The sequence below is a fragment of the Anaeroglomus insulsum genome, assembly GCF_050689095.1.
In the GTDB taxonomy this organism is placed as follows: domain Bacteria; phylum Planctomycetota; class Phycisphaerae; order Sedimentisphaerales; family Anaerohalosphaeraceae; genus Anaeroglomus; species Anaeroglomus insulsum.
The window spans coordinates 1-25,777 of the sequence record NZ_JBOGCL010000008.1 but is presented as its reverse complement, the minus strand read 5'-3'; the positions used below and the strand labels follow the sequence as shown (position 1 = coordinate 25,777).

Here is a 25,777-nt window from a genome sequence, read left to right as displayed (position 1 = left end):
CTTTACCGGCTATGAGCGAAAATTCGACAAGACAACCTGGTTTTATTCGGCATGTACCCAACCTCCTGACCATTGCCCGTCTGGGCATGACGGCCGTCATCCTCGGCCTGATTTTGTATGCGCCACGCACCGGGCAGGAAAAACCCGCCAATTGGCTCCTGGGAGCCTTTATTCTGTTTGTTATCGCGGGTCTGACCGATATTGTGGATGGCCACATTGCCCGCCGTTTCAATGCCACCAGCAAATTTGGCCGGACCATAGACCCGCTGGCTGATAAGGTGCTGGTATGCGGAGCGTTTATCTGTTTTGCCATCGTCGGACAGCCCCGACTGACTCATTTGCATTTTCCCGAATGGGCTGGAGATTTGATCCGCTGGACTATCGCGGCCATCCTGCTGCTGCGTGAGGTTGTCGTACAGACCCTGCGGCATATCGCCGAATCACGAGGAATCAATTTCGGCGCCGTCGTCTGGGGTAAAATCAAGATGTTCCTTCAGTCCTTCGGCATCGGCACGGTCCTGATCGGCTGGGCCTATGTCTCCCGTCCCTGGGGCGACTGGTTCACCCTGATCACCTTCGGGCTGATGGCCGCCATCACAGTCATTTCCGGCATTGACGCCCTTAAACGACCCATCAAATAAGACCTTACTTGCCAGTCAGTTCACTGACAATCTTCAGCGTTTGTCCGGTATCTTCCATCTCAAAAATATGCGGCTGAGCCTGGGGATTATTCGGCGCGTGCAGCACCATCATCAGTTTGCCCTCAAAGGTGGTAAACAGCATCCCGTGACCACCGTCCTTTTCATAGAGGGGTTCATCCTGCTGCCTCCAGGGGCCTGCCAGCTTCCCGGAATCTGAAATCGCAATGCCCAGCGTATAGCCCTTATATCCGCCGCTGGTCCAGATCATAAAGAGCTTGCCGGATTTGCTGGCATAAAGATACGGCCCGTCCGTCACATGACAGCCATACTGATCCGACTTTTTGCTCCATTTGGCATCGCTGCCGTGAAACAGCCGCCTGGGTTCTCCGACGGTTTCGGACAGGTCCTCTTTAAGCTGAATATATTCAACCGTCCCATCCTTGATCTGAACCCACTCGTGACAGAACACCATATAGGGCACCCCGTCTTCCACCCACAGCGTCCCGTCCAGCGTCATCATATCCGGCGGCAAAGTCGAACGGTTCTGAAAGGGCTTGAACGGTCCCATCGGGGACTCCGACACCAGCACCTGCGACCCGCGTGTTACCCGCGGCAGCCAGTCACGCCACTGTTCGGGGAATGGATTACGCGTATCAAAGGTCAGAAACAAATAATACTTGTCTTTATACCTGTGCATCTCCGGAGCCCAGATACTCACGACACGGATATCGCCCCAGATGTCTTCCGGGGTCCTGAACACCGTCGTCGGGCCTTGCCAGGTTTTTAAATCCCTGCTGGTATAGACCCGCACACTGTTGCGCCCGGGGCCGACCATATAATACGTTCGTGTCGCAGCATCCGGCAGAATGCACACATCCCGCATATAGATTTCCGACAGCGGCAGGATATCATTGGAATCTTGCGGTGCACGCCCCTGTCCCCACACCGGAACGCTCATCATAAAGACACTGACAAAACCCAGTCCAATAAGCGGCAGTCTCATCCTGGTTTCCTTTCCTTGGATTATTGACATAGAATCGTATGGACGCCCGATCCGACAGGATCGATATACTGCATGGTTCCCTGGGTCTGCGGGGTGACAGGGGCACCGTCCAGCATCACCGTCGTATACATTTTTTTGGCCGGCAGGACAAAGCGTCCGGTGGTATTGGCAGGCAATGCGATGGTAAAACGGTAGTCGTTCTGGCCGGACCTGGTGAACGCAACCTTGACCGCCCCGCGAATCGTGGGCGTGGTTATGTCGGCATGGCCCAGCGTGCCCGGCCGGGGCTGTATCCGCACCTTGCGGAATCCGGGCTCCATCGGCTCAATCCCCATCACAAACCGCGGAATGATATTGCCCGGCACCGCCCCCCACGCATGGTTCCAGTCGAGATTGCTTTTATACTGGATATCCCAGGCCTCCAGCGTGATCGTCGAGCCGACGGCAATCATATTCATCCAGCTTCGCTTGGCTGTCGAGGTCATCAGGCTCAGGGCATAATCCTCCTCGCCGGCCAGATACAGGGCTTCCATCAGATACTGCGCCCCATACACACTGCACGCCATCCCGCGGGATTTGACAAACGCCACAACCCCGGCCTTTTTATCCTCCGGCACCAGTCCGAACACCAGCGGCCACATATTGGCATGAAGCGAGGAATGCGTCGACCCTTCCCCGTCGATATACAGCCCCGTCGAAGGATTAAACAAGACCGTCTGGAACGCTTGATAAACCGTCTGGGCCTTCTGCTGAAAGGTCGCCGCATCAGCAGTCTTGCCCAGGACCTCGGCAATCTGTTTCATCTGCAGCAGGTTTAAATAATGAAATGCATTGACCACCGTATTGATGGATTTCATCTCGTAGCCATCCCGCTCACCAGCGGGCCAATCGACAATATCCGTTGTACTTGGGTCCAGCAGGCCGTCGGCCCGGGCCGAACCGAGCATCAGCTTGTCATTTTTCAGCACATCATATTGGGCCGCCAGCGACTCGGTGTTGCCGGTGTACATATAATCCGCCCAGGCCATCATAATGGAATGCTGCCGCCATTCCGTCGGCCAGGTCGGATGGCTCAGCAGATATTCATGCGAATAGCGGGCCAGGCTGAATTCGCGGTCCGCGGCATAATGGCACAACTGGTTGATGTAGGCATCCGCCTCATAGGGAATCCGCTCGCGGTCGCCATCGACATACACCCCTGCAAAACTGGTGGCTTTGATGCTGTATTTGCAAATCTCCCAGACCTGATTGAGGGCCTCATTATCGCTGACAAACGCACTGGCAGCATCATTCCACGGATAATGAATCGCCACTTGCCGGAGCTGGTCGGCAGTGACTGTAAACGGACAATTGACAATCTCGATATAACGGAACGGGCAAATGACGCCGATGTCAGCCGGAATGAGAATCGCGGCACCGCTGGTGTTACGGTTGTCTTTGGGCGGATGAATCTCATATTCAGCGGTACCCGCCGTCAGGGTCTGATCCACCTGATAATATCGAATCGTCCCGCCGGGATTGCGGTCGATAACGCCATCCTTGAGTTTTTCACCGAAATGAACTTCAACGGTCTGGCCCGAAGGCGTCGTATTTTCGGCCGTCAGCTCAACCGCAGCCGAACCGCCGGCGCCGATGCGGGCCAGCACGGTCTTTTCTTTGGGCATCGTCCATCGCAGATACCCGAAGGCATCCTTGCCGAAATCAATGAAATAATGTCCGTTGGCCAGGGTTTTGACCTGTACGGGAGCCACCTCGGTGCGAACGAGGGCATATTTAGCCGTCGAATAGCTCGAAAAGGCCGATGCGGTCTTAAACTCCTGAGCCGCCGACCAGTCCGACGGCTGATCCTGTTTATTCCAGGTCCGAACCTTCCAGAAGTAGCTTTTGCCGGTTGCCAGAGCCGTGCCGCCATACACCACCTGAATCGATGCGTCGGAGGACACCTTGCCGCTGTTCCACATATCCGCCTGTTCGGGCGTCAGTTTGTCCAGCGACGACGCCACCAGGATCTGATAGGCCGTCTGGATATCATCGGACAGCTCGGAATTGACCACCCAACTGAACTCCGGCGATGCATCCGCAATCGTCGTGGCCGACGGGTTATCCAGCATCTCACACATCAGACCCGTCGGGGCGGTTGCGGCACACGCCGATAAAGTGAATACGAACAATAAAGCAATACATTTCAGCATGAGTACTCCTGTTAGCAATGCTTACATAATATCAACTTGATCTCATTCCGCCAGACTATGGCATTTTCTTGAGATTTTCCCATCGTACCACCCATGTTCCATCATCCGGAAAACCGGGAGCGTTTTTCGTCGGGCCGTTATCCCACCCCGCGGCCATCATCGCCGCCGCCGTCAGCAGACCGCCGTTGCCGGGCAGATAACAGGGCAGCCCCTCACGCTGGAAATTATGGCCGTTGGGCAGATACGTATTTTTCTGGACATCCAGCAGCAAAGACTGAATCGCCAGATCACCCCGGCCCAGTCGGGCCGCCGTCATCGCCATCATCGGGTAATCCCAGCCCCAGGTATCGCTCCAGTCCCAATGACTCAGCACATGCTCAAGGGTTTTTTCCATAATCGCCCGATCCAGCCGCGGGCTTTCCGGCAGAATCCCATAGGCCCCCAGCATACACGGATGCCCCCCATCCGAAGCCAGCGGAAACTCCTGTTCCACATACACGCCCTCATGCACCGGCCAGGGCGCCAGATTGGCCGCAATGTTCTGCCACAATTGCGGCTGTCCACTACCACCGCCAAGCCGATTGCGCCATTCCATGGCTTTGTCAAGCCCCCATTTCCAGTACGCCAATTCAAACGTTGGATTCTTATTTTGTGCATAATCCGACGTATTATATTCCCGAGCCGTAATCAGCGGCGGCCCCAGTTCAAACCATTGTGTCTGGGCATTCATCGTCGGATACGACGCCATAAACGCCGCCGTCTCAAAGACAATATCCTGGTACTGCTGGAGCGTTTTTAGGGAAGGATCGGCCCGATAGCACAACTCCGCATAATAAATCGGATGCGGCTGCTGCCAGATTAACAGCGGCCCGATACCCGACGGAGCATCTTGCCCGTCCGGCCCGACCATCTTCGGCCACCGGGCCCCATCGTACCCCTGTCGCCGGGCAATCTCACGGGCCCTGGGCAGGATATCACGATAATACTGCAGGCTCGGTGTAAACAATTCAATCCGATCCCACAGGGCAAAATGCACCGTATGCCACCAGTGCATTTCCAGGTGAAATTTGCCGAACCAGCTCGTACAGGTCAGCCCTGTCTCTTGCGGTGGATACTTCTGGACCGACTGAATCGCCGTCAGATATTGCGACAAAACAATCCGCCGCTCCAGCTCCTTCCATCGGGGATCACTGCTGCCCGACAAATCTATCGCCCCGCCGGAAGTCCAAAAACGCGTCCAGTGTGATTCACTCGCCTTAGCCACGGCACCAAAAGGCGGCGGAGTCTTCACTTTATCCGCCTGTGAAAACACCACACTGCAATTCCAGACAGAATCCTGGGTGTTGGGAGTCAGGGTAAAATGATGCGGCTGCCGCTGAGTCACCTCCGTCCCCTGGTCAAACATCACATAACACGAATAGATCAGCGTGTCCAGATCGTGCTTTATCAGAATCGAATCGCCGGCCTTTTTTTCCAGCGTGGTCTTATGCTTGTCAGGCTGTCCCCAGTCGGCCGGATCATTGCCCCAGGTCGCCGAAGGATAGGCAAATGCAATCTCCACCCCCAGCCGCCCTTCGGCAATGAGGTCGGATTGAACCTTAAACGCCACATTATCTATATCCGGATGACATACGGTCTTAACAAGGACTTTTTTGCCTTCCACCACAAAAGAACTGGTCAAAACCCCCGTCCATAGGTTTAATTCCTGATGGATATTGGTGATATCCGATACCGCAGCCGCAGACCCATCTGCTTTTTTCAAAACAAACCCAATCCGTGCCAGGCTGGTCTGATGCGGATTGGCCCGGAGCCATTGAGCTGCGGGCGATTTCGATTCAATATTGTAGGGCACTGTTCTTGTACCCGTCGGAACATCGACAAACGTCTGCTCAAGGGTATATTGTTCCGTATTTGGAAAGCTATGCCAGCCCCATTCGGCCATCGTCGTCAGCGGAATGCCTTTGCTGTAGGCATCCGGAAATGTCTGCAATCCCGTGATATCAGCATTAAAAACAAATCGGCCATTGCCCACAGACAAAGGACTCAGGGCATCGACTTTCTCCAGCACAACATTATGCCGCGTAACGAGTGCTTTGCGGTCAATCGTTCCTGCTGCCGCTGTAATAGACAGCATCGCCAACAGGACAATCATCCCTGTCGATCCTGGCTTTCGATACACCATGCTATCCCATCCCATCAATTTCTCCTTAAATGTCTCATAGATAATATCTTAAAAAGGGTCTTTATAGGCCTAAAAATTTGGACTTTTTTTGATGATGCCATTCAAAACACTGCAGCTATTGATTGTATGGGGTGAAAAGAGCTGTCCGATGTAACCCGTTTTTTTGACATAACCACTTCATTTTAGGCTTGACTGACACCGCCAGATACTTTCGTAAATCCAGCATTGGAAACAGGTTATCGTTTCCCCAAACGCAGTAAAGTAAAACCTGAAACGGATGCGAAGCAAAATTCAAAAAATAATTAGATTGTCAGCCCACAAAAAGGTATATTGTGTTTCAATGAACGTATCATCTGTAGGTTCGGATCAAGGCAGAAGCCACAACAAGGGTATAGCCGTATATTTTGGACCAGCCCGCAATGGTGTATCATCCCCGAAGTTCTTTAAAAATGATTATGTCGGCCCTATTGCAGGGCCAGCAAGTAAGCTCTTTCCTCCTCCTCCAGTCGGGCTGATGCGTCCTTCGGACACAGGCCCGACACTAAACATGGCCGACGGTTCGTCGGATGTATGCTTTTTCTCCTCCAAGCCGAGCCTGGGACTTCAAACCGCATCTCAGACTCGGCGTTTTGTCGTTATACCCGGCGGGTATGATTATTCCGCGAGCAAAGGCAGCAAGTGGTTGAAATTCCTGTACTTAGCCGCAACAAAACGGGACACTTCAAGGAGAAACAGGATCTTTCGGAGAATGTTCCTGAATACTCAACCTCATCCCATAACCCTCATTTCCGGTATTTCATAGTGTTGATTTTCAGGCCCATGCGTGGTATGCTCTGTCCATGGATTCCAACTGGAAAGGACAATATCCCTATGCGGTCTTTATGGATAATCAGTGCGATACTATGCGTTGGCATCATGCTGGCAAGCGGTTGTGTTGAACGGAAATTGACCATCGTAACCAACCCGGCGGATGCGGTCGTATGGCTTAATGACGAGGAAGTCGGCTCAACACCGGTCACGGTCAATTTTAACTGGTATGGGGAGTATCGCGTCCGTATTGAAAAACCGGGATATGAAATCATCAACACCCACAATACGATGAAACGCCCCTTGCATGATGTCTTTCCATTCGATTTTTTTGCCGAATGTCTCTGGCCGGGACGGATTGTGGATTCATATACCTGGACGTATGATTTAGCCCCCTACCAGCCCGCCAGTGCCGACCTGCTCATCCAACAGGCTCAGGACGCACAGAATCGATTTTCCGGTGAAATGGAAACCGCCAAACAGCAAATCCGTGCGGCTCAGACCGAGAAAAAATAAGCTATGCGTTAAATCGCCGCCCGGTACCCTTGGCCGTGAACGGTCTTAACAAAATTACGTGCCTTACCTAATTTCCGTCGAAGTGCTGCAATGTGTACATCCACCACTCGTTCGTTGTTGCCGTTTTCAGACGGGTCCTGCAGATATTTGCTCAACTCAGACCGCGACAGAATTGCCCCGCCGGCCTGGATTAACGCCTGGAGAATATTGAATTCCGCCCCTGTCAACTGCACCGGCTGACCTTCAACAAAGGCCTGTCGTCCAGAGGGAAAAATGCGAATCGGTCCGGCTGCAAGAACCTGTTTGACATTCTGACCTTCCGGATAGGCCCTGCGTAAAACCGCCTCCATCCGTGCCACCAGCACTTTAGAGCTGAAGGGTTTGGTAATATAGTCATCCGCCCCGACACTGAGCCCCACGATAATATCCGTCTCTGAATCCTTGGCCGTCAGCAAAATAATCGGAATATGTGCTGTCTGGGCGTCATTTTTCCATTGTGTTGTCAGGCGAATGCCGGACACATCAGGCAACAGTATATCAAGCAATACAATGTCCGGTTTTTCCAGCTTTATGGCAGCATTCGCCTCCGCCGCATTTTGCGCTGTCCGTACAATATAGCCCTCGCCGGATAAGCTCATCGTGAGCAATTCCAGCAAATCCTTCTGATCATCTACGATCAACACTTTGGCGTTCATATATCACTCGTAAGGGAGTTCTTAACAAATCGTAAAACAGCTCTTAACAATCGTTATCGGCTTTTGCATTGAATTTGTTTACCCAACCCCCTCCAAAAATAAAAAAAGCCGCATCACAGCGGCCACAGAATAATAATCTCAATGTCACGACTAATTCGCGATGGTCCTCCATGCCTGATTCAGGTCCTCAAGAATACCAATCACATCCTGGATCTTGCGCGTATCCTTTTGCAGATTGGCTTCCGACAAATGACGATGCATAAAGCAATAAAGCGATCGGAGATTCTGAGCAATCTGACCGCCCTGCTCCATATTCAAAACAGTATTCAGTTCAAACAAAATATCCTGCGCTTTGCCAATATGCTTGCCTTTGGCAGCCATATCATTCCGCTGCAAGTCCTGAATCGCCTGACGCAGAAATTTGATTGCGCCGTCATAGAGCATGACCACCAGTCGCCCGCGACTCTGGGTGGTGATAGCTGTTTCCTGATAGGTATTGAATCCATTCATTGCATCACTCCGCTGATACCTGTAGCTGATTCTTCGCATCACCGGCGGGTTCGTCTGCTGACTGGGTCAACAGGAGCCGATGATTGAAAAGGATGACTGCGGTTTTGCCGCAGTCATCCTGGAATTACTGCCTAAAACCAAACCGCTTACCGCAGCAGGCTCAGAGCCATCTGGGGCATGTTGTTGGCCTGGGCCAGCATGGACACACCGGCCTGAGCCAGCACCTGGGTTCGAGTCAGGGCCGCCATTTCCGTCGCCACGTCAACGTCGGAAATACGGGATTCGGACGCCATCATGTTTTCGGCCTGAATATTGAGCACTTCATTGGTGCTTTCCAGACGGTTCATCATATAACCGAGGCTGGCGCGGGCACTGTCCTTGCGCTCAATTGCGGTGGTAACCAGGGCCAGAGCACTCTGGGCATTGGAGCCGTCGGTGCCACTGATGGAGACACTGGCACTATCCACGCCGAGGGCCGTAGAACGAACGTCCACAGACCGGACCGTAATGCTGGAATTTTCACCAAAGTGAATCACATTGGAGGCACCAGCGCTGTTGAGCATATTGATGCTGTTAAAGGTCGTGGTTGTAGCAATACGATCGATTTCAGCGATCATCTGCTTGAACTCGTTGTCCATAATCTGCCGCTGCTGCTCAGAATAGGAACCCGTTGCAGCCTGTTCAGCCAGTTCCTTCATACGAATCAGGGCGCTGTCGATAACCGCCATCGCACCTTCCATCGTCTGAAGCATACTGATGGCATCCATCGCGTTGCGTGTGCCCTGCTTGATGACGGCAATATCTGCCCGCATCAATTCACGGACCGCCAACCCGGCAGCATCATCCTTGGCGCTGTTGATGCGAAGGCCCGATGACAATCTTTCGATTGACTTGGACAACTTGTCATAGCTCGCGCCGAGGTGCCGTGCGGAATTTTCCGCCATAATGTTGTTCTTAATTACCAGCATGTTTGTGACTCCTTTAATAGAAAAAGGTTTTTACTTGCCCCTGTCAGGCTCTTTTTTTTACGGGTTGCGCTCAATCCCACGCAACACAGTCCATTATCGCAGAAACAAAACCGCTCTTAAGGCCTCAAAAACCGGGTTTTTTGTGAAATCAGGCAAGGACCGATATTGCTTTGCCTGATGCGGGTGAAAGAAGTGATTGGACGTAAAATATTTTTTTTCTTTTTTTTAGGGGATAGTATAAATCCGCCGGACAGGCTTGCCCAGACGTTATAAACACGGTATTTGCTGCACTCGGTCTGATCTGAACGGTGTCAAATACGCTCTCAGCAGACCAGTATGATCGATACGGATTTTATCGGGCAGATAGTATGTGTGAGATCGCAAACCCTGCCGAGAGATGGAAACACTTCATTTTTTTCGATTGGCGCATAAAAAAAGGAAACGCATCAGATTGGACGCATTTCCCCACAGAGGTTCTTGCTGTTGGTGTCTGTTACGCGGAGATATGTCTCCATGCCCCTGCCAGGTCTTCAAAGATGCCGATCAGCCGTTCCAGAAGAACCGCATCATTTTTGGTATTCACTTCATTTAATCGGGTCCAGACAAAGGTGTACAGGGCCCGAAGATTTTTGGCAATGTCGGCTCCAGCCTGCATATTCAGGGAAGCATTTAATTCAAAGACGATATCCTGCGCCCGACTCAGGGAGACCCTCCTGGCAGAGTAGTCCTTTCGATGAATGTCCATCCGGGCCTGCTTCATAAACCGCAGTGCACCGTCATAGAGCGATACAACAATTTGCAGGGGGCTTTGTGTGGTCACGGCGTTTTGCCTGTAGATGGCTGCGGGATTCATACGATTACTCCAAAGGATTGACACGATATATCGAGTCACAGCGATCTTCCACAATGAGGACGACCGGGCCATTGAACCGCCCGGCCGTCCCTCTATCATGGTAAGAAGTCTTGTTCTAATTATCCTTTTAAGAGGTTCAATGCCATCTGCGGCATTGTGTTGGCCTGGGCCAGCATCGAGATACCGGCCTGGGCAAGGACCTGGTTACGGGTCAGCGCCGCCATTTCCGTCGCCACATCCACGTCGGAAATACGCGATTCGGCAGACATCAGGTTTTCGGCCTGAATGTTCAACACCTCGTCGGTGCTTTCCAGACGGTTCATCATATAACCAAAGCTGGCACGGGCGCTGTCCTTGCGTTCAATGGCGGTAGAAATCAGCTCCAGTGCAGCCTGGGCAGCCGTGCCATCGGGGCCGGCAATCGAGACCGAGGCGCTGTCCACCCCCAGGGCAACGGAGCGAACATCCACCGAACTGATATTGATATAAGAACCAATACCGAAATGGATCGTCTGCGAACCGGTGGCGCTGTTGAGCATATTAATGCTGTTGAACTGCGTCGTTTCTGCAATACGGTCAATTTCGGCAATCATTTGCTGGAATTCGTTGTTCATGATGTTGCGCTGCTGCGGAGAGTAGGACCCTGTTGCGGCCTGCTCAGCCAGTTCTTTCATGCGAATCAGCACCGCATCAATTGAGGCCATTGCACCTTCCATCGTCTGAAGCATACTGATGGCATCCTGGGCATTGCGTGACCCCTGTTTGATCACGGCCACATCGGCCCGCATCAATTCACGAACCGCCAGGCCCGCAGCGTCATCTTTGGCGCTGTTGATGCGAAGACCGGAAGACAGCCGTTCGACAGACTTGCCCAAAGCATCATATGCTTTGCCTAACTGCCGGGCGGCGTTTTCAGCCATAATGTTGTTTTTGATGGCTAACATGTTTGATTCTCCTTACCAATGATAGGTTTTTCTGACAGCCTCTATTTCCGATAAAAACTTTTACTTCTTATTCCATCTTCACTCATTATCGGAAGATGTTTTGGAAACTTTAGCATTTTTGGGTCTGGTAATTTTTAGTCTCAGTAAAAACCCAAAAAGCTCATCATTTCCATTGCTATTATCGGTAATACCGCCTCAGACTTTATATCGGACGTGAAAATCACCGTCTTCAAATGCGATGTGAGATGACTTTAGTTATCGGGCAATAAGGACTTATGAAATGTACAAAAAGATCAGACCTGCCAGCAAAAGACCCGTCCCCGCCAGCCGCAGCAGGTAAATCTTCCAGGATTGACGCTCCATCGGAATCAACGCAAAGGCATTCCATATCAGCCCCATCACAAAAACAAATAATCCTCGCCAGGACAACACGATATTGGGAATGGTAACATTCCCGGCCAGACGGATTGCCGCCATATACAACCCAATGCCACCCAAAAGCATGGCCCCGGCAGCACCAAACAGCAAATAATCGACGCCTCGAATCTGGTACTGCCTGTAGCGAGGTAAGGCCAGCACCATCATGCCGATGATTCCCATACCCATCTGAAGCCATAACAACCCCGTAACCGGCGACATCAATTCCACCGTTTTACGGGTAAATAGATCACTTACAGAATAACTCAGGGCCGCCAGCACCGCCAGTCCGATTGCCAGCACAGGATGACTTCCGTGACCGCCCTGGGCTTTTTGCTGCCGTCCCAGACCAAAAAATACAATCGCCAGACTGGACATGACGATAGCTGCATAGATTCCGCCTGAAAAGGCCTCTTTCAGCCATATCCCCGCCAGGACTGCCACCATGGGAATCTTGAGACCCAACAGCGGGGTAACCATACTGGCATCTCCCTCCTGAAGCGCCTTGCTGAATAACCAGTGCCCCACAAAAACAAATCCCGTCATAAACCCAAATGACATCCATGCATCCGGCGGAATGAACTCCTGAACAAACAATAGTGCCACCCCGGCGAGCAGACCAGAGGCAATATTGATACCAAAGATAACATAGCCGGCATCACACAGGCGATACCGCAACATCACCTTGATCCCCATGGAAAAACCAGCCATCAGAATCGCACTCAAAAACGATAAAAGCAGAATCATATTACCCCCGCCGCGGGATGTTGGGATTTCGATCGGACGCAGTAAAAACGCAGACACCGTTTACGGGTAGCCGCATGCTGAAGAGAGCAATCAATTATCAGGACATTTCTTAGCATATTTATTATCATTTTGTTCGCTAAATTCACAATTGCGGGATTATGGCCAGACTGCCCCGATTTTGCAACAGGGATCGGGTTTCCAAAACGGACTGACTGAAACGGGAGATGGAAATTAGATGCCAAATTGGACAATGTGTTGTGCGGCGGCTCGAATCATTTCAGGCCTATCATATAGGCCAGACTCAAGCTCTTTGCGGATGTGCTCCAAATCAATCGATTCCTCCGCAGCGATTTCCTGTGCTTTTTCGAGGTAATGTGCCAGGCCGGATTCTACGCTGGCCGCCGCAAGAGGATCAATCTTTTTTGGACTTCCAGCCGCCTTTTGATACAGCGGCTCTGAAAGACCGAGAATCTGCTTTGTATCGGGATTAATCTGCATTTTTTTATCTCTGAAAGCGCAAACTACGCTTTTCATTATTTATTGTCGCAGAGTTGGGCCCGAACTTTAGCTTTTTTTAAAATATTTTTATCCCTTGAGTCTTACGCGTACATATTCAGGGCATTAGGATCGTAATCCTTCTCTGAGGATGGAGTTATTGCAGATTGCGGCGATGTCACCGAAGCGGAACCCAAAGACAAACCCGATCCCCTTGGAGCATGATAATTGGCCTGACCTGCCAGATGCTGCTGGTCGGCGGCACTGAATCCCTGTGAAAAGGACTCATTTTGCTGTTGAGGGGTATTCTGCATCGGAATAATCTCAATCCGACGAACCGTCACGCCGCTTTCTGCCAGGGCAGCAACAATCTGAGGAATGCTCTTTTCGATGTCTTTACGGACCTCGCTGTTCTGAATTTCTATAAGTCCTTCTACTTGCTCATCTTGTTGCCTAAATGTAAGGCGAACCGAACCCAATTCTTCAGGACTGAGCGACACACGTATCTGCTGAGCGGAACCCGTAATCGTCGTTGGAATTGCATTCAATACCTGCTCAATAGGTTTTTGGAACAGGGTTGAGGATGAAGATTGCACCGGCTGGCTTCCCGTAACTTGGGCGCTCGGAACATCCCCTGTTTCAGAGTGTAAATGTATATTTACGACATTATGAGTCGCAATCTGATGTGCAGGATGGGGCTGAGCGATTTCGTATGCGACATTTTTAGTCAACATTGCCGTCTTGTTATGACCAGACTCAACCCCTTCATTCGCAGATACAGAGCCAGCAAAATCAGCCTTCTCAATGAGACTGCTTTGCTGCTTATACAAGTTCTGTATCGTGTTTTTCTTTAATCCATTGGCTTCCAGAGGGTGTGATGATACAGAGGGTACCTGTTCGATCTGATTTTGAGCTGCCTGGTTTTGTAAGGCTTGATTGTATAGCGTTTTATTGTCTGAGGTTTGGTTTTCCACCACAACCCCGCTGATTTTTAGCTGATTGTCCGGCTGACCTGTCGGGATGGTCGGAACTGCATCTTTGGCGATTTTGATATGCGGAACTATATTTTCATTATTTTTATTGACTACGGAAACACCCCCCTTTTTCTCATCAATTAATGTATTTTGCAGCTCCGAATTTCCGGCTTTTCTCATAATTGTTTCGGGAGAAGGGCTCAAAATCTGAGCATTTGAATGAGTTTGGGGGATATTTGAATCCAGAACTTTGGTTGTTTGTGCCGGAGCTGGAGCCATGGTGTAATGAACTGGATGTACATAATCCTGTTTAGAATTAGAAGGCGATCCGGCCTGGGATTGCTCAACAAGATAATCCCCCCGCATCTGCAACGCAGGATTCAGTACAGACGCTTGGGCAGTCGGAGTAGGAGTATCGGATATTGGGTTTGATTTTCCGGCCTGTCCATCACGTGATGTTACTACCTGCAGATCCACTGCGGAGGATTGCTGTGGATTTTCAGGACTTTTTGAGTCCATATTGTTGGGATTCTGCAAGCGTCTCTTTAAGATTCGCTTGAAATCCGACACTTCCTTGGCATCTGAACTGTCGCTACCCGAGTCGGCTTCAGGCTCCGCAACCGCTTTTTCCGGAGAAGATGTGGGTTTCTCAACGGCCGATTTACGCAATGACTCCGTAGACACTGTATCTCCGCCCGACCGTACCGGCTGATTTAGAATCTGACTTAAATTCAATGCCATTTCTGCCATAATATGTTCCCTATAAATGATAGACGATATTAGGTGTAGCAATTTTGATGCCAGGTCGATCAGCATTGTATTGAATACACTCATAACTTGTTTATATTGAGCCACCTAACAACGTTTCTGGACAACCCGCGATTTCCGCTGTTGATCTGGGTGTGCATTTGAGGAGAAATAATATCTGTATGAAAGGTAAACATTTCCTATTTCGCATATAAATATCTTGTATATCTGGATATATTTTTGAAAATCGATAAAAATCTTAAAAAACCTATCCACTTTTTCAGCGTGTGCGACGGCATTTTTATGTCTAAGCGGCAGAAGGGCATCATAGAATTTCTCTCAGGGGAGATGAGGGTCGGTCCCCTGAGGGATCTGTTTTGAGCCAAATCCCTGGCCGGAAAACAGGGATTATTCGACCGGGCAACGTATGCGTATGACGGCCACAACGAGAGGATGGATCCTGCTTCTATGAAGACTGAATTTGTGCTTGGGTTTGAATATGCGTGCTATCTGTGGCGAAGAGCTGATCTTGAATCCACACCATCTAATATCTATCGTGTCGCCCAGATTTTAGCCGAGGCTGGAATTGAGGTATTCGAGGTTAATCCTGAGGGGTGGCTGCGATGTGAACCTCGCCCGCTGGGTGTCCGGGAAGCTTTAACTGGAGAATTTACAGATCATTATCTGTGCGGCATGGGTTATCCTCCGGAAACTCCCGGATTGGTTTTGAAAAAAATTGCTGAAAATGGCACTCCCGTTACCACCATTCTTTAAGCCAGCCCCTGCCTGTGTTTTTTTCAGGACGAGTATCAGATACCTTTGGAATGACCGCGACTTATCCTCATCAAACAAGTCGGATTCGGTAAAAATACCTACTCCATCCTAATCGTTTTCCTATGAAATAATTTTTAATTTTGTATCCACTTTTTAGGCCTCTTTATCGGCTATATAAATGTAGGATAAGGACTCAGGAGAGTGATGAATCTGACGGGAATTGCATATTATACATTGTGTTCCAGGTCTCCCCGGCAAGCAGATTCATTTCTTTTTTTTAACCTTTTTTGGAAGACAGGATTGATATGAGACGAATCATGTTATTGCTTGGATTGGGATGTTTGTGGGGGTGGAGTACAGCCGCCGTTTTTGTGCGTCCGTGCAACGCGGATCTGTCCGCATTGACATTTCGCGACATTATGGTCGGTAAAGAATATCCCATTCTGATCTACTCCGACGCCAATGATTTATGGAGCGGCGGACTCTTTATCACAAACGCATACCGCAGCTACGGTTCTCTGCATGGTCGGGAAAAAGACCCCAACTCCCGAGACTGGACGGGCAGTCATCTGGAGGCGGCCGGCCCTGAGGCTCGTGTTCTGGAATGGAAAGATTCCGCCATGTCAGGATTTGACTTCTATAATGATGTGGCCCAGCGTAGTGCCGGACACTGGTTTGTGGTGGACTACCGGGCGGACAAACCGGGGACCTGCAAGGTGGATTTTTTTCAACACTCTTTGTCCTGGACCGTACCGGATCCGAATCAATCCATCATTTTTGAAAATATTGCCAATCGGGATTTAGACCATAACGAAGTGGTTAATTTTCAGGATTTTAATCTGTTTTCCCGGCAGTGGCTCGCCCAGGACTGCACCGAGCCATCCTGGTGCAATGGTGCCGACATCGATCAGGACGGACAGGTCGGGATCGATGACGTTGTGCTGTTTGCCGAATACTGGCTGTGGGGAACCCCCAACTGGCAGCGGGCCGTACAGACTATGCCGGAGGAACCCAACCTCGTATATGCCGTCCGGGATGCCAACGATCTGCCGGAAATCACCATGCTCGTGGGTTCCAGCAGGACTCTTTACCTGACCCAGCAAACCAACGGCGAAAGCGTAAATCTCTTCTCGCTGGAAGTGGATATCTCTGATCCCAACCTCGGCAGCATCGATAACACCGAACGGGACCCCAATAACCCGGACATCGGTACAGCAAAAATCCTGTTTACTCCGCGAGATACGTGGTTCGATTATTTCGGGCCGGGCTATACACAGCCGGAAGGCATTTATCTGCTGGGCGTCAGCCTATGGGAAGCTATTGACGATGGTGCGCTGGCCAGTTTTGTCTATACCGCAAACCAGCCCGGCGATGTGGTTCTGTCGGTCATCAACCAAAACGACTATCCGGCCAGACTGGAATCGCTGCTCATTCATCAGGTATTGCCGCCGGCGTCCTCCGCTTCGCTTACCGAAACCGTGGGACTACTGGAAGACATTTATGACAGCAGCGAAGAATTGCAATCCAGCATCGCCCCGGAGGAATGGAATTCGTTTATTGAATCCGTCATCAGCTCTGCGGATCCAAATCAATTATAACCCCGGATATAACTTTTTTAGAAAAGGTGAATTATGATTAAATATACAGCCATTCTAATGCTTTGCCTAAACGGCATTCTCTGGGCCGACCGGACTTTGTCGTCCACTGAAACGGCCGCAATTCTTAAAACCCTGACTGACAATCCGCGACAGACCTGGCTTGCGGCCGGGACCATTCAGGCCAGCCACCTGGAATATCACGATGCCGAAAAAATCCTCCTCGAATCGTCGGAAACCATTGCCAGCAATGGAACCCAGTACCGCTGGGAAATCCTGCTCAAACATGCGGATCCCAACACAACCGAGTCTATCCGTTCTACCTACCAACTCTCCGGAGATATTGATGTCCAGGCGAATCAGCATCGCATTTTTGGCTGGGACGGCAGCAAGTCCATCCGCTACTACAAATCCGCCGGACAGGCGATGATTGAACACAGCTCGCCCGAGTTCGTCAGCAGCCCCTTCAGTGCCGGAATCATTCCGTGGGGGTATGGTTTCTACACACAAACCAATCTTTCCCGATGTACCGCCAGTGCCACAGAACAGGTCCTTGACGGACGGACCACCATCAGGCTTCAGCTTACCCCGCCGGCAACTACAGGTCAGTTTCAGATGACGTTTTTGCTTGATCCGGCCCGGCAGTACAGCGTCATGACCTTTGAGATGGAAGATCCGCAATATTCCAAAATACGACAAACTTACCGGAATTATGTCCAGATCAACCAGACGTGGGTCCCGACGATTATCACAATCGAGCGATTTTTAAAGCAGCCTTACGGTCTTCAGCTCAGTTCCTACGATGACTGGAAGCTGAATGTGATTACACCTCAGATCCCCGACAGCAATTCTCTGACCATTGAATTCGAGACGGGAACACTGGTGGAGATGCAGCCTTCACCCCTTGTTCGCTCCATCCAGTATCACGCTGCCGACAAAGCAAAAATCAATGAACTCCTGACAGAAAAACTCGCTTTGCTGTCTCAATCCCCCACGGCTCATCCCAACTGTGCCTCCGTAGCGGCCTCTTATGTGGCCAAAAAGTTCGCCCGTACCGTGTCCGCAGAACAGTTAAGCCGGATAGCCTCCTCTGAAAACCAGATGACCAGTCTGTTCCAGCTCAAGCAAACCCTCGAAGAGGCGGGCCTGTCCTGCCTGGCCGTGGAAACCGACCTGGAAACCCTTCGGCAGGCTCATCGCTGCCAAGCCGTCTTGCATCTGCCCGTATCCAGCCATTACATCATCCTGGATCATATCGACGATCAGTACGTCTGGTCTATCGACCTGACCAATCGTAAATTCTATTACCGTACCCCCATCAGTGAATTCAAAAAACAATGGACAGTCGGCACGGCCCTGCTGGTCTCCGACCAGCCCCAAAATCTGCCCCAGCGAGTCAATCCCATCTCATTGATAACACAACAGCGGATTCTCGGCGGCGACCCGGTTGGATACTCCTGCACGGATTTACTTCAAACCGGAACCCGGATCTTGTGTCCGCCCAAGGTTGGGGTGCTTTGCGGCGGGGCTTATTATATTATCTTTGAGCGATTTGGATGCCAGGAAGACCCCAATGGGGGAGAGTGTTACGGATACCCGTATATTGGATATGATTATACTCATTGTATTAACAATCCTATGAATCCTGACATCTGCGATATAACCGGACACTGGTACAGCCGCTATATTCGAGCCTGTCAATAACCCCTGGTCTTATGGGTTCCTCTAAAAATTCATTTTGGCGGACAAAAATCTTCTCTTTACCGCTCAAAAGCAATTGTTAGAGCCACCCTTAATATTTTTTGTCCAGACTTGAATTTTCCGACCTGTATCTGATATAGTATCGGAAACAGGTCCTTTTTTTGAGAAACCAAACTGGACAAAATGAGTCGCAAAGCTTTTACACTGATTGAACTGCTGATCGTGATTGCAATGATTGCCGGGTTAGTGGGAATCACCCTTCCAGCAATCCGGCATTGTAAGCAAAAAGTCCAGTCTTTGTCCTGTACCTCCAATCTTCACCAGCTTTCCATGGTGCTCAATGCGTATGCAAATGAATATGCCAGCTATCCCTATGGATTTTTCGATTCGTTTTGGATACGATCTAGTACCTCCGAGAAATTCGTGGGTGATAAGATGAAAGACTGGGCGGGCAAGTGGTGGTTTGAGCTCATCGGTCAAAATAACCCACTGTCGCCGATGACGATTATGAATTGTCCCAGCTCAAAAGACGATATCGCAGATGGTATTTTGTGTGGGAATTATGGCGTCAATTCCTCGGTCTGTAAAACATCCCCCCTTTCATCCCGAACAACAGAGTTCGCCGGGAAACCGCTTACACCCACCCAGATTCGCGGTCCGTCTGAAGTGATCCTGGTGATGGATGCCGGATACAGCCTGATAAGCTGGAAAGCAACCTTATCTGACCCATCGTACGGGTTTGAGAATCCTCAACGAAATCCCTGGTTTTATGTGCCGGGGCTGACCTCGGTCAACCAACGAAAAGCCATAGCTGCCCAGAACAAAGACGATGCTCTCCTGGGACGTCATCCGGGCACAACCGTAAACATCGGATTCTTTGACGGCCACGCCAGTGCATTGGATGCACAGTCGCTGGCAGTCGAACCGCTGCCTGAAACCCAAACCCAATCGACTTACCGATACTGGTCCCCATAAGTTCGAATCTGAACGATTCTTATTCCGGAGTCTTATACTCGGGAAAGACTTTATGAATCTCGTCGGCAAGGACCGCAGTATCGGGATAATCGATCTCCATCCGCATGATGAGCTGCGGTTGTTGCTGGCCCGGAAGTTGTTCCCACCATTCAATCCGCTCCGGCAGAAGCGTAGATGCATTGAGAAATCCACGCCACCGACGAACAACCTGCCCCGTCGACCGATCCGCCTGTCCCCATTGCAGATCATAGACCTGCTGACCCGGGCGGATATCGTCAAGTCCTTCCACCCGGACCCAGGAATAGGATGCGGGCAGTTCCTGGAGGCTGTTGAACGGCATCAAGCCAAATCCCCTTTGGCCAGCCTGCAAGGCAGGAAGTGAAGTCTGCTTGACAGGCTCCTGCACCCCGGAACCGGAATTCAACATGGTTTTATGATCTAAATCCCAAAGCGTAGTTTTGTCGGGATTTTGATACATTTGAATCTGGAGCTCTCGCGAGAACAAAATGGTTTGATAAGGCTTCGTCTGTTCCGGCACAAAAATCTGGATGCGGCAATTGACAAGCTGTTCGACCGCCTGATAGACCTGTCGCAATGCAATCCCCTGGGCCGAAGGAATCGACAGAAAACAGATCGAAATGGCCATCAGAATGCTGGCTGCAAGACCGGCTCGAATCCAGAGCCGAACGGAACTCCGTCCGCCCTGCTGTGAAGCGTACTGGGGTTTCCTGAGGACGGGTTGTTGTTGAACCTCGACCTGAATCTGTCCATCTGAATCCAATGCCACCCGGGTAGCTATGCCGGAGTTTTCAGAATCTCGGATTGCTTCAAGCACATCCTGAATCTCCTGAGGCAACGCTGCCTCAAGCGGCTGTCCAGCCAGATAAAGAACCGCCTGTTCAGTCTGCTCTGCGGATAATCGCAAGTCTGCAAGCCGATCACGCTGATGTCGACAGACATCACAATGCTCCAGATGGGCCGTCACGGGGGTCAGCATCTCCAATGCCTGCCCTGAAACACTCAACAGCGGCAGAAAGGGTTTGACCTTATCACAGCAGACCCATTGATTCAGCAGGCGATGATGCACTGCCAAATACTGCACATCCAACCGGGTTGGTTTCGAATCCCCCTGCGTTTGCAGACAGTCATCAAGCCTGCGGATTTCCGACTGACACACCGAACATCCGGCAATATGGGCTTGTATCGCAGCCGGAATATCTGAATGATGGCCGGACAGGGTGTCATAATAATAGGTCGACGCCTCTACACATAATGGACTATTCTCCCTCATCATAACCAGCCCTTTCCTGGACCCCTAACAGGGTTCGAATTTTTTTAAGTCCCACCGAAACATATTTTTTAACAGACTGTGGTTTAACATTCATCAATTCAGCTACCTGCCCAATCGTATGCTGTTCACGATACCGCAACCGAATCGCCTGAGCTTCTTTTTGAGATAAATGTCTGTCCAGCACATTCAAAATCCGCTCAATCCTTTCATCATCTAATGTAACATCCATCATATTGGCCTTATCGATATCCGATCGATCCTGGGCGTAACCCTTAATGACCTGCCGATATCGGAGATTTCTTCTCCTGTAATCTTTTGCCTTATCGATGATAATTTTATACAAATAACCTTTCAAATTTTGAATATCATCGGGAAGGGGCCTGGACACAAAAAACAAGAACAAATCGTTGAAAAAATCATCCACATCGTGAGAGTCCGATAACGCATATCGTATAACAGACCGAATAAACGCCCCGTGCTCAGCAATAAGCTTGTGCGCCGCTTCAACCTGTTTATAGACATCATCTGTCCGGCCTGTATCTTTCGATGACACCTGCTGTTATATCCCATTCTCTCGGATTGACAGAACATTAGATTACCTGTCCCAATCATAGTAAATCATTTCATAAAAATCAATTTAATAGGTTATCTACTTATTGAGTTTGCTCCCGCAGCGAAATCCACTCTGGTCGAACTCCGTGAAATCACTTTGCATACCTGTAAGGGATGAACTCTGGTTTTGCATTCGACCAAATTCTCTCCAGGCCCGTACTATAAAGCCGCCTGAGAAACCCAAAATGGGGATAAGAAAAAAAACGATTTCGTGAAATTTCTTCAACTTCTCTTTATCTTGCCATTTCCTGTTTTTATTTTGGTGTATAATAGGACAAATCTACCATGGTATTGGACAATTCTGCGCAGCGACCAGGGGCAGCCTGAAAATTTCTTCTTTTGGAATAAAATGGTTCGTTTTTTATAGGTAAAAAAAAGCCGAAATAGACGTATTCAAAGAGACTTAAATGAATTATCTTCCATTATTTCAAATAAAACATAGCCATTGGAAGCAATACTTTATGGAGGAAAAATGAGCTTAATTCGCATCGGGTGCAAGCTGGCATTCATTGGGATTTTATTTTTCTCAAATACAAGCTTTTCAGCCTCTATTTTTATTAGAACCGGACAAAATAAACATCAAGCCGCCCAAATTCAACCAGACTTCACGGTAACCGCCAATGACGCGGGTGAGCCTGTGTTCTCGAGTTTCCAGGACGATCACGTCCAGTATCTCAGCCAGACCGGCCAGCCTCAAATACCCTGGACACTATTCACTGTACTGCTGCCGCCGAACGCAGATTTATCCTCTGTCACAGGTCAGGTTCTTTCCATTCAGTATGAGTCTCTGGGAAACGGCTGGACCGTGCCCCCCATGCCCCCTGCGGCAACACGTGACGAGCAGAATAACGAGATTGTTGTCTGGCCTGCCGACAAAACTATTGTAGATGGAAAAGATATTGAAATCTATCAATCCAATACGTTCTGGCCCTATGAAGAATGCCGAGTCGTCCAGTCCAGCCAGCTTCGCCAATGGCAGCTGGCCGAAATTGCAGTTCCTCTGGTGCGATATAATCCGGTTACCGGGGAACTGCTCAAACTCCAATCGTCTGAGGTGAACATTGATTACAAGCGGAAAGTACAGCCGGCCAGGATCGGGCGGCTTAAACACGACCGCCGCGGTCGGGATCGCGTGGGGCACCTGGCTGTAAACTTTTCGGACGCTTTAGCTGAATATGAGGCAGCCGCAGCGGGTACCGACTCGTCTGGATTAACCACCTATGCCACCTCTGAATCCTCATTGGATGCCGCTCAAGCAGGTGTGAACTCGACCGGTTATGCGATTATCACTACCAATACCCTCAAAAACAACAGCACCAAACTGGCCTCGTTTATCACCCATAAACAAAATCGCGGCTTCACGGTTTACGTGGTCACCGAAACACTGTGTACCTGTACCAACACCGGCGTAACCAGTGACGGCTGGGGCGGCGGCACCGGCAGCACCAGTGCGGTCAATATTCGGACATGGCTGAAGAACAACTACCTGAGCAAAGACCTGCTGTACGTGCTGCTGATTGGCAATCCCAATCCTGACAGCGGCAACGTCGCAATGTTCAAGAACAGTTACGCCACCTCGGAAGATGACTGGGCTCCGACGGATTACAATTTCTGGTTTCTGGACAGCGATTCAGAAAGCGACCGTTACTGGGAAGTCATTGTCGGTCGTATTCCGAACTATGATTCGTCGGTAACGTACCTGGACAGTATCCTTCAGAAAACCATGGACTATGAGAACTCCACCGACACCAACTGGCGCCGGAACGTTCTGCTGCCGATGGTTCCGCTGGACAGTTCCACGCCCTGCTATCAGCTCGGCGAAGAGATTAAAAAAAATCTGCTGGAACCCCGCGTTATTCCGTCGTACCGCATCTATGAAGACAACTATGATGCGCTTCCCCCGCCGGAAGCACTTCTGGCAGGCACTTCCCCTGCGAAGGCCTGGGCCAGCGAACGATACGGCCTGGTATCCTGGCAGACCCATGGCAACCAGGATTTCGCCGCCAGTGTAATCAGCAGCAGCGATGCCAGTACCCTCAACAATACCTATCCTGCTGTAACCTGGCAGGGGTCGTGCCTGAATGCATATCCTGAAAACAGCAACAATCTGGCCTACCGTCTGCTGCGGCAGGGAGCCGTTGTGACCCACGCCGCCACGCGCAACTCGTGGTACTATGTCGGCGAAAAAAGCTTTACCAACACCACCAGCAACGGCGGCTTTGCCTATAAATTTGCCGACCGCATTCTGCGGGGTGATACCTGCGGGGTGGCACTCGGAACCGTACGCCAGACTCTGACGCCGGGTCTGTGGAGCAACTTTACCCGCTATGTCATTTATGGCGACCCCTCTGTTCGTCTGTTCTACGATATGACCAATTTCACAGTTGCCCCCACGGATGCCTTTTATGCAATGAAAACCATGGGCCAGACTCCCTCGGCAGTGAGTCGGACTTATACGATCAAGAATAATACGTCTTCAGCCCTGACCTGGACTGCCACAGAAACCACAGACTGGTTTGATCTGTCCCCCACCAGCGGCACCCTTGCCGCCGGCGGGTCCGCAACGGTCACTGTCAGCATCAACGCCGCTGCAGCCGACACTCTGCCGGCGGGCTTGAATTCAGGCAGCATCCTATTCACCGACACAACCAACAACATTGCTTATACTCGTGCCGTGCAATTGGACGTTACGACAACCCTGATCGGACACTGGAGATTCGACGATATCACCGGTTCCCTTGCCTCAGACAGCGGCCCTTTATCGAATTCCGGCACCCTCTCCGATACCGATATCGACGACACCTCATTAGACCCTGATTCCACTGTGGATAACGACACAGACAACGCCATGTCCTTTGACCTGAATTCAACAGCCGGTACACTGGGCTCAGCCCTGATGTTTGACGGCATGGGTGATCACATCAAGCTCAACAAGTCCGTCATCACCCCAGGCCCGGGTTTTTCCGTATGCCTGTGGGCCTATCCGACTGCGGTCAAGAGCTGGGCACGCTTTATTGATTTTGGCAACGGTTCGAGCGCCAATAACCTGCTCCTGGCACGCTATTCATCCACCAATGATCTGGTATTTGAATCATACAACGGTTCTTCCAGCGGCGGTATAGTGCGGGCCACCAATGCCATCGAATTGAATCAATGGCAGTTTTTCGCTGCCACACTGGACGCCTCGGGCAATGTCAAGCTTTACAAAAACGGTGTTCTGGTCAAAAGCGGAACCTCTGCCGCTCCGACCAAAGTCAACCGCACGCAGTGCTATATTGGCCGCAGCAACTGGTCATCGGATGCGTATTACCAGGGCAGCATGGACGACATCCGCATCTTCAATACGGTCCTGACCCAACAGCAGATTCAGAACCTGATGGTCGGCTTGACCGAAGCTTATGCTCCAAAGCCCGCTGAACATAGCAGCGCTTCCCAGCAGACGATGCTCCAATGGAGCGGCGGTGAAAACGCAGTCGGTTATCAGATTTATATGGGAACCGACCGGACCGCAGTTACCGGGGCAACACCGGCCAGTGCCGAATACATGGGGTATCGCACAATACCCCAATTCAATCCCGGCGAACTGACACTCGGAGAACGCTATTTCTGGCGTGTCGATACGATTACTTCGGATGGGTCACTCCTGACCGGCCCGGTCTGGGACTTTACGGCAGCCGGCTCACTGACCCGACAGGTCTATACCGGCATCAGCGGCGAAGCGGTCAGCAATCTGACCAGTGCAGCCAAATATCCCAACAGCCCGGATATATATGAATACATTAACAGTTTTGAAGGCCCGACCAATGTCATGGATTATTATGGTACGCGTCTGGAAGGCTATTTGACACCCAAAACCAGCGGTACCTATTACTTCTACATCTCCGGAGATGACGGCATTGAGCTGTGGTTTAGCCCCAACAGCAGCCCATCCAGCAGTTCCAGAATTGCTTACTCCACCGCTTACACCGGGGTTCGGGAATGGACCAAATATGCCTCTCAGAAATCATCCGCCAAAACGCTCGTTGCCGGGCAGAAGTATTACATCCGCGCCCTGCAAAAGGAACACGCCGGCGGCGACCATATCGCTGTGGGCTGGCAGGGTCCGGACAGCCCTTCTATCAGTGTTATCGACGGACAG

Annotated in this window: 20 protein-coding genes; 7 read left to right on the top strand and 13 right to left on the bottom strand. The window is 50.7% G+C overall.

All coding sequences use genetic code 11. The features are described from left to right. The first annotated feature begins 11 nt into the window (after nucleotides 1–11). Nucleotides 12–641 (top strand): CDP-alcohol phosphatidyltransferase family protein, encoded by a 630-nt coding sequence (locus ACQ9LF_RS08335; protein ID WP_462488930.1) that lies wholly within the window; start codon nucleotides 12–14, stop codon nucleotides 639–641. 4 nt (nucleotides 642–645) lie between these two features. Here the strand turns inward: ACQ9LF_RS08335 and ACQ9LF_RS08330 are convergent, their stop codons facing one another. Genes ACQ9LF_RS08330 through ACQ9LF_RS08320 form a run of 3 tightly spaced genes read right to left on the bottom strand, consistent with a single transcriptional unit; the run spans nucleotide 646 to nucleotide 6,033 of the window. Then, nucleotides 646–1,644 (bottom strand): glycoside hydrolase family 43 protein, encoded by a 999-nt coding sequence (locus ACQ9LF_RS08330; protein WP_462488929.1) that lies wholly within the window; start codon nucleotides 1,642–1,644, stop codon nucleotides 646–648. 20 nt (nucleotides 1,645–1,664) lie between these two features. Beyond that, nucleotides 1,665–3,836, bottom strand: a complete 2,172-nt coding sequence (locus ACQ9LF_RS08325) for an alpha-L-rhamnosidase-related protein (RefSeq protein WP_462488928.1) — start codon at nucleotides 3,834–3,836, stop codon at nucleotides 1,665–1,667. Nucleotides 3,837–3,891: 55 nt separating this feature from the next. Continuing rightward, nucleotides 3,892–6,033, bottom strand: coding sequence for a hypothetical protein (locus ACQ9LF_RS08320; RefSeq protein WP_462488927.1), 2,142 nt, complete (start codon nucleotides 6,031–6,033; stop codon nucleotides 3,892–3,894). Between the two features lie 855 nt (nucleotides 6,034–6,888). Here ACQ9LF_RS08320 and ACQ9LF_RS08315 point away from each other — a divergent pair. Beyond that, nucleotides 6,889–7,341, top strand: coding sequence for a PEGA domain-containing protein (locus tag ACQ9LF_RS08315; protein ID WP_462488926.1), 453 nt, complete (start codon nucleotides 6,889–6,891; stop codon nucleotides 7,339–7,341). 8 nt (nucleotides 7,342–7,349) lie between these two features. Here ACQ9LF_RS08315 and ACQ9LF_RS08310 read toward each other — a convergent pair whose 3' ends face one another. The 8 genes from ACQ9LF_RS08310 to ACQ9LF_RS08275 all read right to left on the bottom strand — a co-directional run bounded on the left by ACQ9LF_RS08310 (nucleotide 7,350) and on the right by ACQ9LF_RS08275 (nucleotide 14,694). Next, entirely contained in the window at nucleotides 7,350–8,036 is a 687-nt protein-coding gene (locus ACQ9LF_RS08310; protein WP_462488925.1) for a response regulator, read from the bottom strand. 150 nt (nucleotides 8,037–8,186) lie between these two features. Next, a complete protein-coding gene (gene fliS, locus ACQ9LF_RS08305; RefSeq protein WP_462488924.1) occupies nucleotides 8,187–8,546 on the bottom strand; it encodes a flagellar export chaperone FliS in 360 nt (119 codons plus the stop codon). 146 nt (nucleotides 8,547–8,692) lie between these two features. After that, on the bottom strand, nucleotides 8,693–9,514 hold the full coding sequence (locus ACQ9LF_RS08300) for a flagellin N-terminal helical domain-containing protein (RefSeq protein ID WP_462488923.1): 822 nt from the start codon (nucleotides 9,512–9,514) through the stop codon (nucleotides 8,693–8,695). A gap of 493 nt (nucleotides 9,515–10,007) precedes the next feature. Beyond that, a complete protein-coding gene (fliS, locus tag ACQ9LF_RS08295; protein WP_462488922.1) occupies nucleotides 10,008–10,367 on the bottom strand; it encodes a flagellar export chaperone FliS in 360 nt (119 codons plus the stop codon). Nucleotides 10,368–10,486: 119 nt separating this feature from the next. Continuing rightward, nucleotides 10,487–11,311 carry a flagellin N-terminal helical domain-containing protein gene (locus ACQ9LF_RS08290; RefSeq protein ID WP_462488921.1) on the bottom strand — a complete coding sequence of 275 codons (825 nt, stop codon included), beginning with the start codon at nucleotides 11,309–11,311 and terminating at the stop codon, nucleotides 10,487–10,489. Between the two features lie 273 nt (nucleotides 11,312–11,584). Further along, nucleotides 11,585–12,475: an EamA family transporter gene (locus tag ACQ9LF_RS08285; RefSeq protein WP_462488920.1), complete on the bottom strand. Its 891-nt coding sequence runs from the start codon at nucleotides 12,473–12,475 to the stop codon at nucleotides 11,585–11,587. A 231-nt stretch (nucleotides 12,476–12,706) separates the two neighbouring features. Beyond that, nucleotides 12,707–12,973: a hypothetical protein gene (locus ACQ9LF_RS08280; protein WP_462488919.1), complete on the bottom strand. Its 267-nt coding sequence runs from the start codon at nucleotides 12,971–12,973 to the stop codon at nucleotides 12,707–12,709. Between the two features lie 101 nt (nucleotides 12,974–13,074). Continuing rightward, nucleotides 13,075–14,694 carry a flagellar hook-length control protein FliK gene (locus ACQ9LF_RS08275; RefSeq protein ID WP_462488918.1) on the bottom strand — a complete coding sequence of 540 codons (1,620 nt, stop codon included), beginning with the start codon at nucleotides 14,692–14,694 and terminating at the stop codon, nucleotides 13,075–13,077. Between the two features lie 465 nt (nucleotides 14,695–15,159). On the opposite strand from ACQ9LF_RS08275, the gene ACQ9LF_RS08270 reads away from it, so the two are divergent. The 4 genes from ACQ9LF_RS08270 to ACQ9LF_RS08255 all read left to right on the top strand — a co-directional run bounded on the left by ACQ9LF_RS08270 (nucleotide 15,160) and on the right by ACQ9LF_RS08255 (nucleotide 19,736). Then, nucleotides 15,160–15,465 carry a hypothetical protein gene (locus ACQ9LF_RS08270; protein WP_462488917.1) on the top strand — a complete coding sequence of 102 codons (306 nt, stop codon included), beginning with the start codon at nucleotides 15,160–15,162 and terminating at the stop codon, nucleotides 15,463–15,465. A 305-nt stretch (nucleotides 15,466–15,770) separates the two neighbouring features. After that, nucleotides 15,771–17,063, top strand: a complete 1,293-nt coding sequence (locus ACQ9LF_RS08265; protein WP_462488916.1) for a hypothetical protein — start codon at nucleotides 15,771–15,773, stop codon at nucleotides 17,061–17,063. 33 nt (nucleotides 17,064–17,096) lie between these two features. Continuing rightward, a complete protein-coding gene (locus ACQ9LF_RS08260) occupies nucleotides 17,097–18,764 on the top strand; it encodes a cysteine peptidase family C39 domain-containing protein (protein WP_462488915.1) in 1,668 nt (555 codons plus the stop codon). A gap of 180 nt (nucleotides 18,765–18,944) precedes the next feature. Next, a complete protein-coding gene (locus tag ACQ9LF_RS08255; RefSeq protein WP_462488914.1) occupies nucleotides 18,945–19,736 on the top strand; it encodes a type II secretion system protein in 792 nt (263 codons plus the stop codon). 19 nt (nucleotides 19,737–19,755) lie between these two features. Here the strand turns inward: ACQ9LF_RS08255 and ACQ9LF_RS08250 are convergent, their stop codons facing one another. Further along, nucleotides 19,756–21,030: a hypothetical protein gene (locus ACQ9LF_RS08250; RefSeq protein ID WP_462488913.1), complete on the bottom strand. Its 1,275-nt coding sequence runs from the start codon at nucleotides 21,028–21,030 to the stop codon at nucleotides 19,756–19,758. Further along, nucleotides 21,014–21,580 (bottom strand): sigma-70 family RNA polymerase sigma factor, encoded by a 567-nt coding sequence (locus ACQ9LF_RS08245; RefSeq protein WP_462488912.1) that lies wholly within the window; start codon nucleotides 21,578–21,580, stop codon nucleotides 21,014–21,016. The genes ACQ9LF_RS08250 and ACQ9LF_RS08245 overlap by 17 nt, the downstream gene beginning before the upstream one ends. 696 nt (nucleotides 21,581–22,276) lie before the next feature. On the opposite strand from ACQ9LF_RS08245, the gene ACQ9LF_RS08240 reads away from it, so the two are divergent. Continuing rightward, on the top strand, nucleotides 22,277–25,777 hold a 3,501-nt coding region (locus tag ACQ9LF_RS08240), incomplete at its 3' end, for a LamG-like jellyroll fold domain-containing protein (RefSeq protein WP_462488911.1).

Coding starts and splice junctions, on each gene's coding strand:
- ACQ9LF_RS08335 (WP_462488930.1), top strand. CDS start 12: ATGAGCGAAAATTCGACAAGACAACCTGGTTTTATTCGGCATGTACCC.
- ACQ9LF_RS08330 (WP_462488929.1), bottom strand. CDS start 1,644: ATGAGACTGCCGCTTATTGGACTGGGTTTTGTCAGTGTCTTTATGATG.
- ACQ9LF_RS08325 (WP_462488928.1), bottom strand. CDS start 3,836: ATGCTGAAATGTATTGCTTTATTGTTCGTATTCACTTTATCGGCGTGT.
- ACQ9LF_RS08320 (WP_462488927.1), bottom strand. CDS start 6,033: ATGGGATGGGATAGCATGGTGTATCGAAAGCCAGGATCGACAGGGATG.
- ACQ9LF_RS08315 (WP_462488926.1), top strand. CDS start 6,889: ATGCGGTCTTTATGGATAATCAGTGCGATACTATGCGTTGGCATCATG.
- ACQ9LF_RS08310 (WP_462488925.1), bottom strand. CDS start 8,036: ATGAACGCCAAAGTGTTGATCGTAGATGATCAGAAGGATTTGCTGGAA.
- fliS (WP_462488924.1), bottom strand. CDS start 8,546: ATGAATGGATTCAATACCTATCAGGAAACAGCTATCACCACCCAGAGT.
- ACQ9LF_RS08300 (WP_462488923.1), bottom strand. CDS start 9,514: ATGCTGGTAATTAAGAACAACATTATGGCGGAAAATTCCGCACGGCAC.
- fliS (WP_462488922.1), bottom strand. CDS start 10,367: ATGAATCCCGCAGCCATCTACAGGCAAAACGCCGTGACCACACAAAGC.
- ACQ9LF_RS08290 (WP_462488921.1), bottom strand. CDS start 11,311: ATGTTAGCCATCAAAAACAACATTATGGCTGAAAACGCCGCCCGGCAG.
- ACQ9LF_RS08285 (WP_462488920.1), bottom strand. CDS start 12,475: ATGATTCTGCTTTTATCGTTTTTGAGTGCGATTCTGATGGCTGGTTTT.
- ACQ9LF_RS08280 (WP_462488919.1), bottom strand. CDS start 12,973: ATGCAGATTAATCCCGATACAAAGCAGATTCTCGGTCTTTCAGAGCCG.
- ACQ9LF_RS08275 (WP_462488918.1), bottom strand. CDS start 14,694: ATGGCAGAAATGGCATTGAATTTAAGTCAGATTCTAAATCAGCCGGTA.
- ACQ9LF_RS08270 (WP_462488917.1), top strand. CDS start 15,160: ATGAAGACTGAATTTGTGCTTGGGTTTGAATATGCGTGCTATCTGTGG.
- ACQ9LF_RS08265 (WP_462488916.1), top strand. CDS start 15,771: ATGAGACGAATCATGTTATTGCTTGGATTGGGATGTTTGTGGGGGTGG.
- ACQ9LF_RS08260 (WP_462488915.1), top strand. CDS start 17,097: ATGATTAAATATACAGCCATTCTAATGCTTTGCCTAAACGGCATTCTC.
- ACQ9LF_RS08255 (WP_462488914.1), top strand. CDS start 18,945: ATGAGTCGCAAAGCTTTTACACTGATTGAACTGCTGATCGTGATTGCA.
- ACQ9LF_RS08250 (WP_462488913.1), bottom strand. CDS start 21,030: ATGATGAGGGAGAATAGTCCATTATGTGTAGAGGCGTCGACCTATTAT.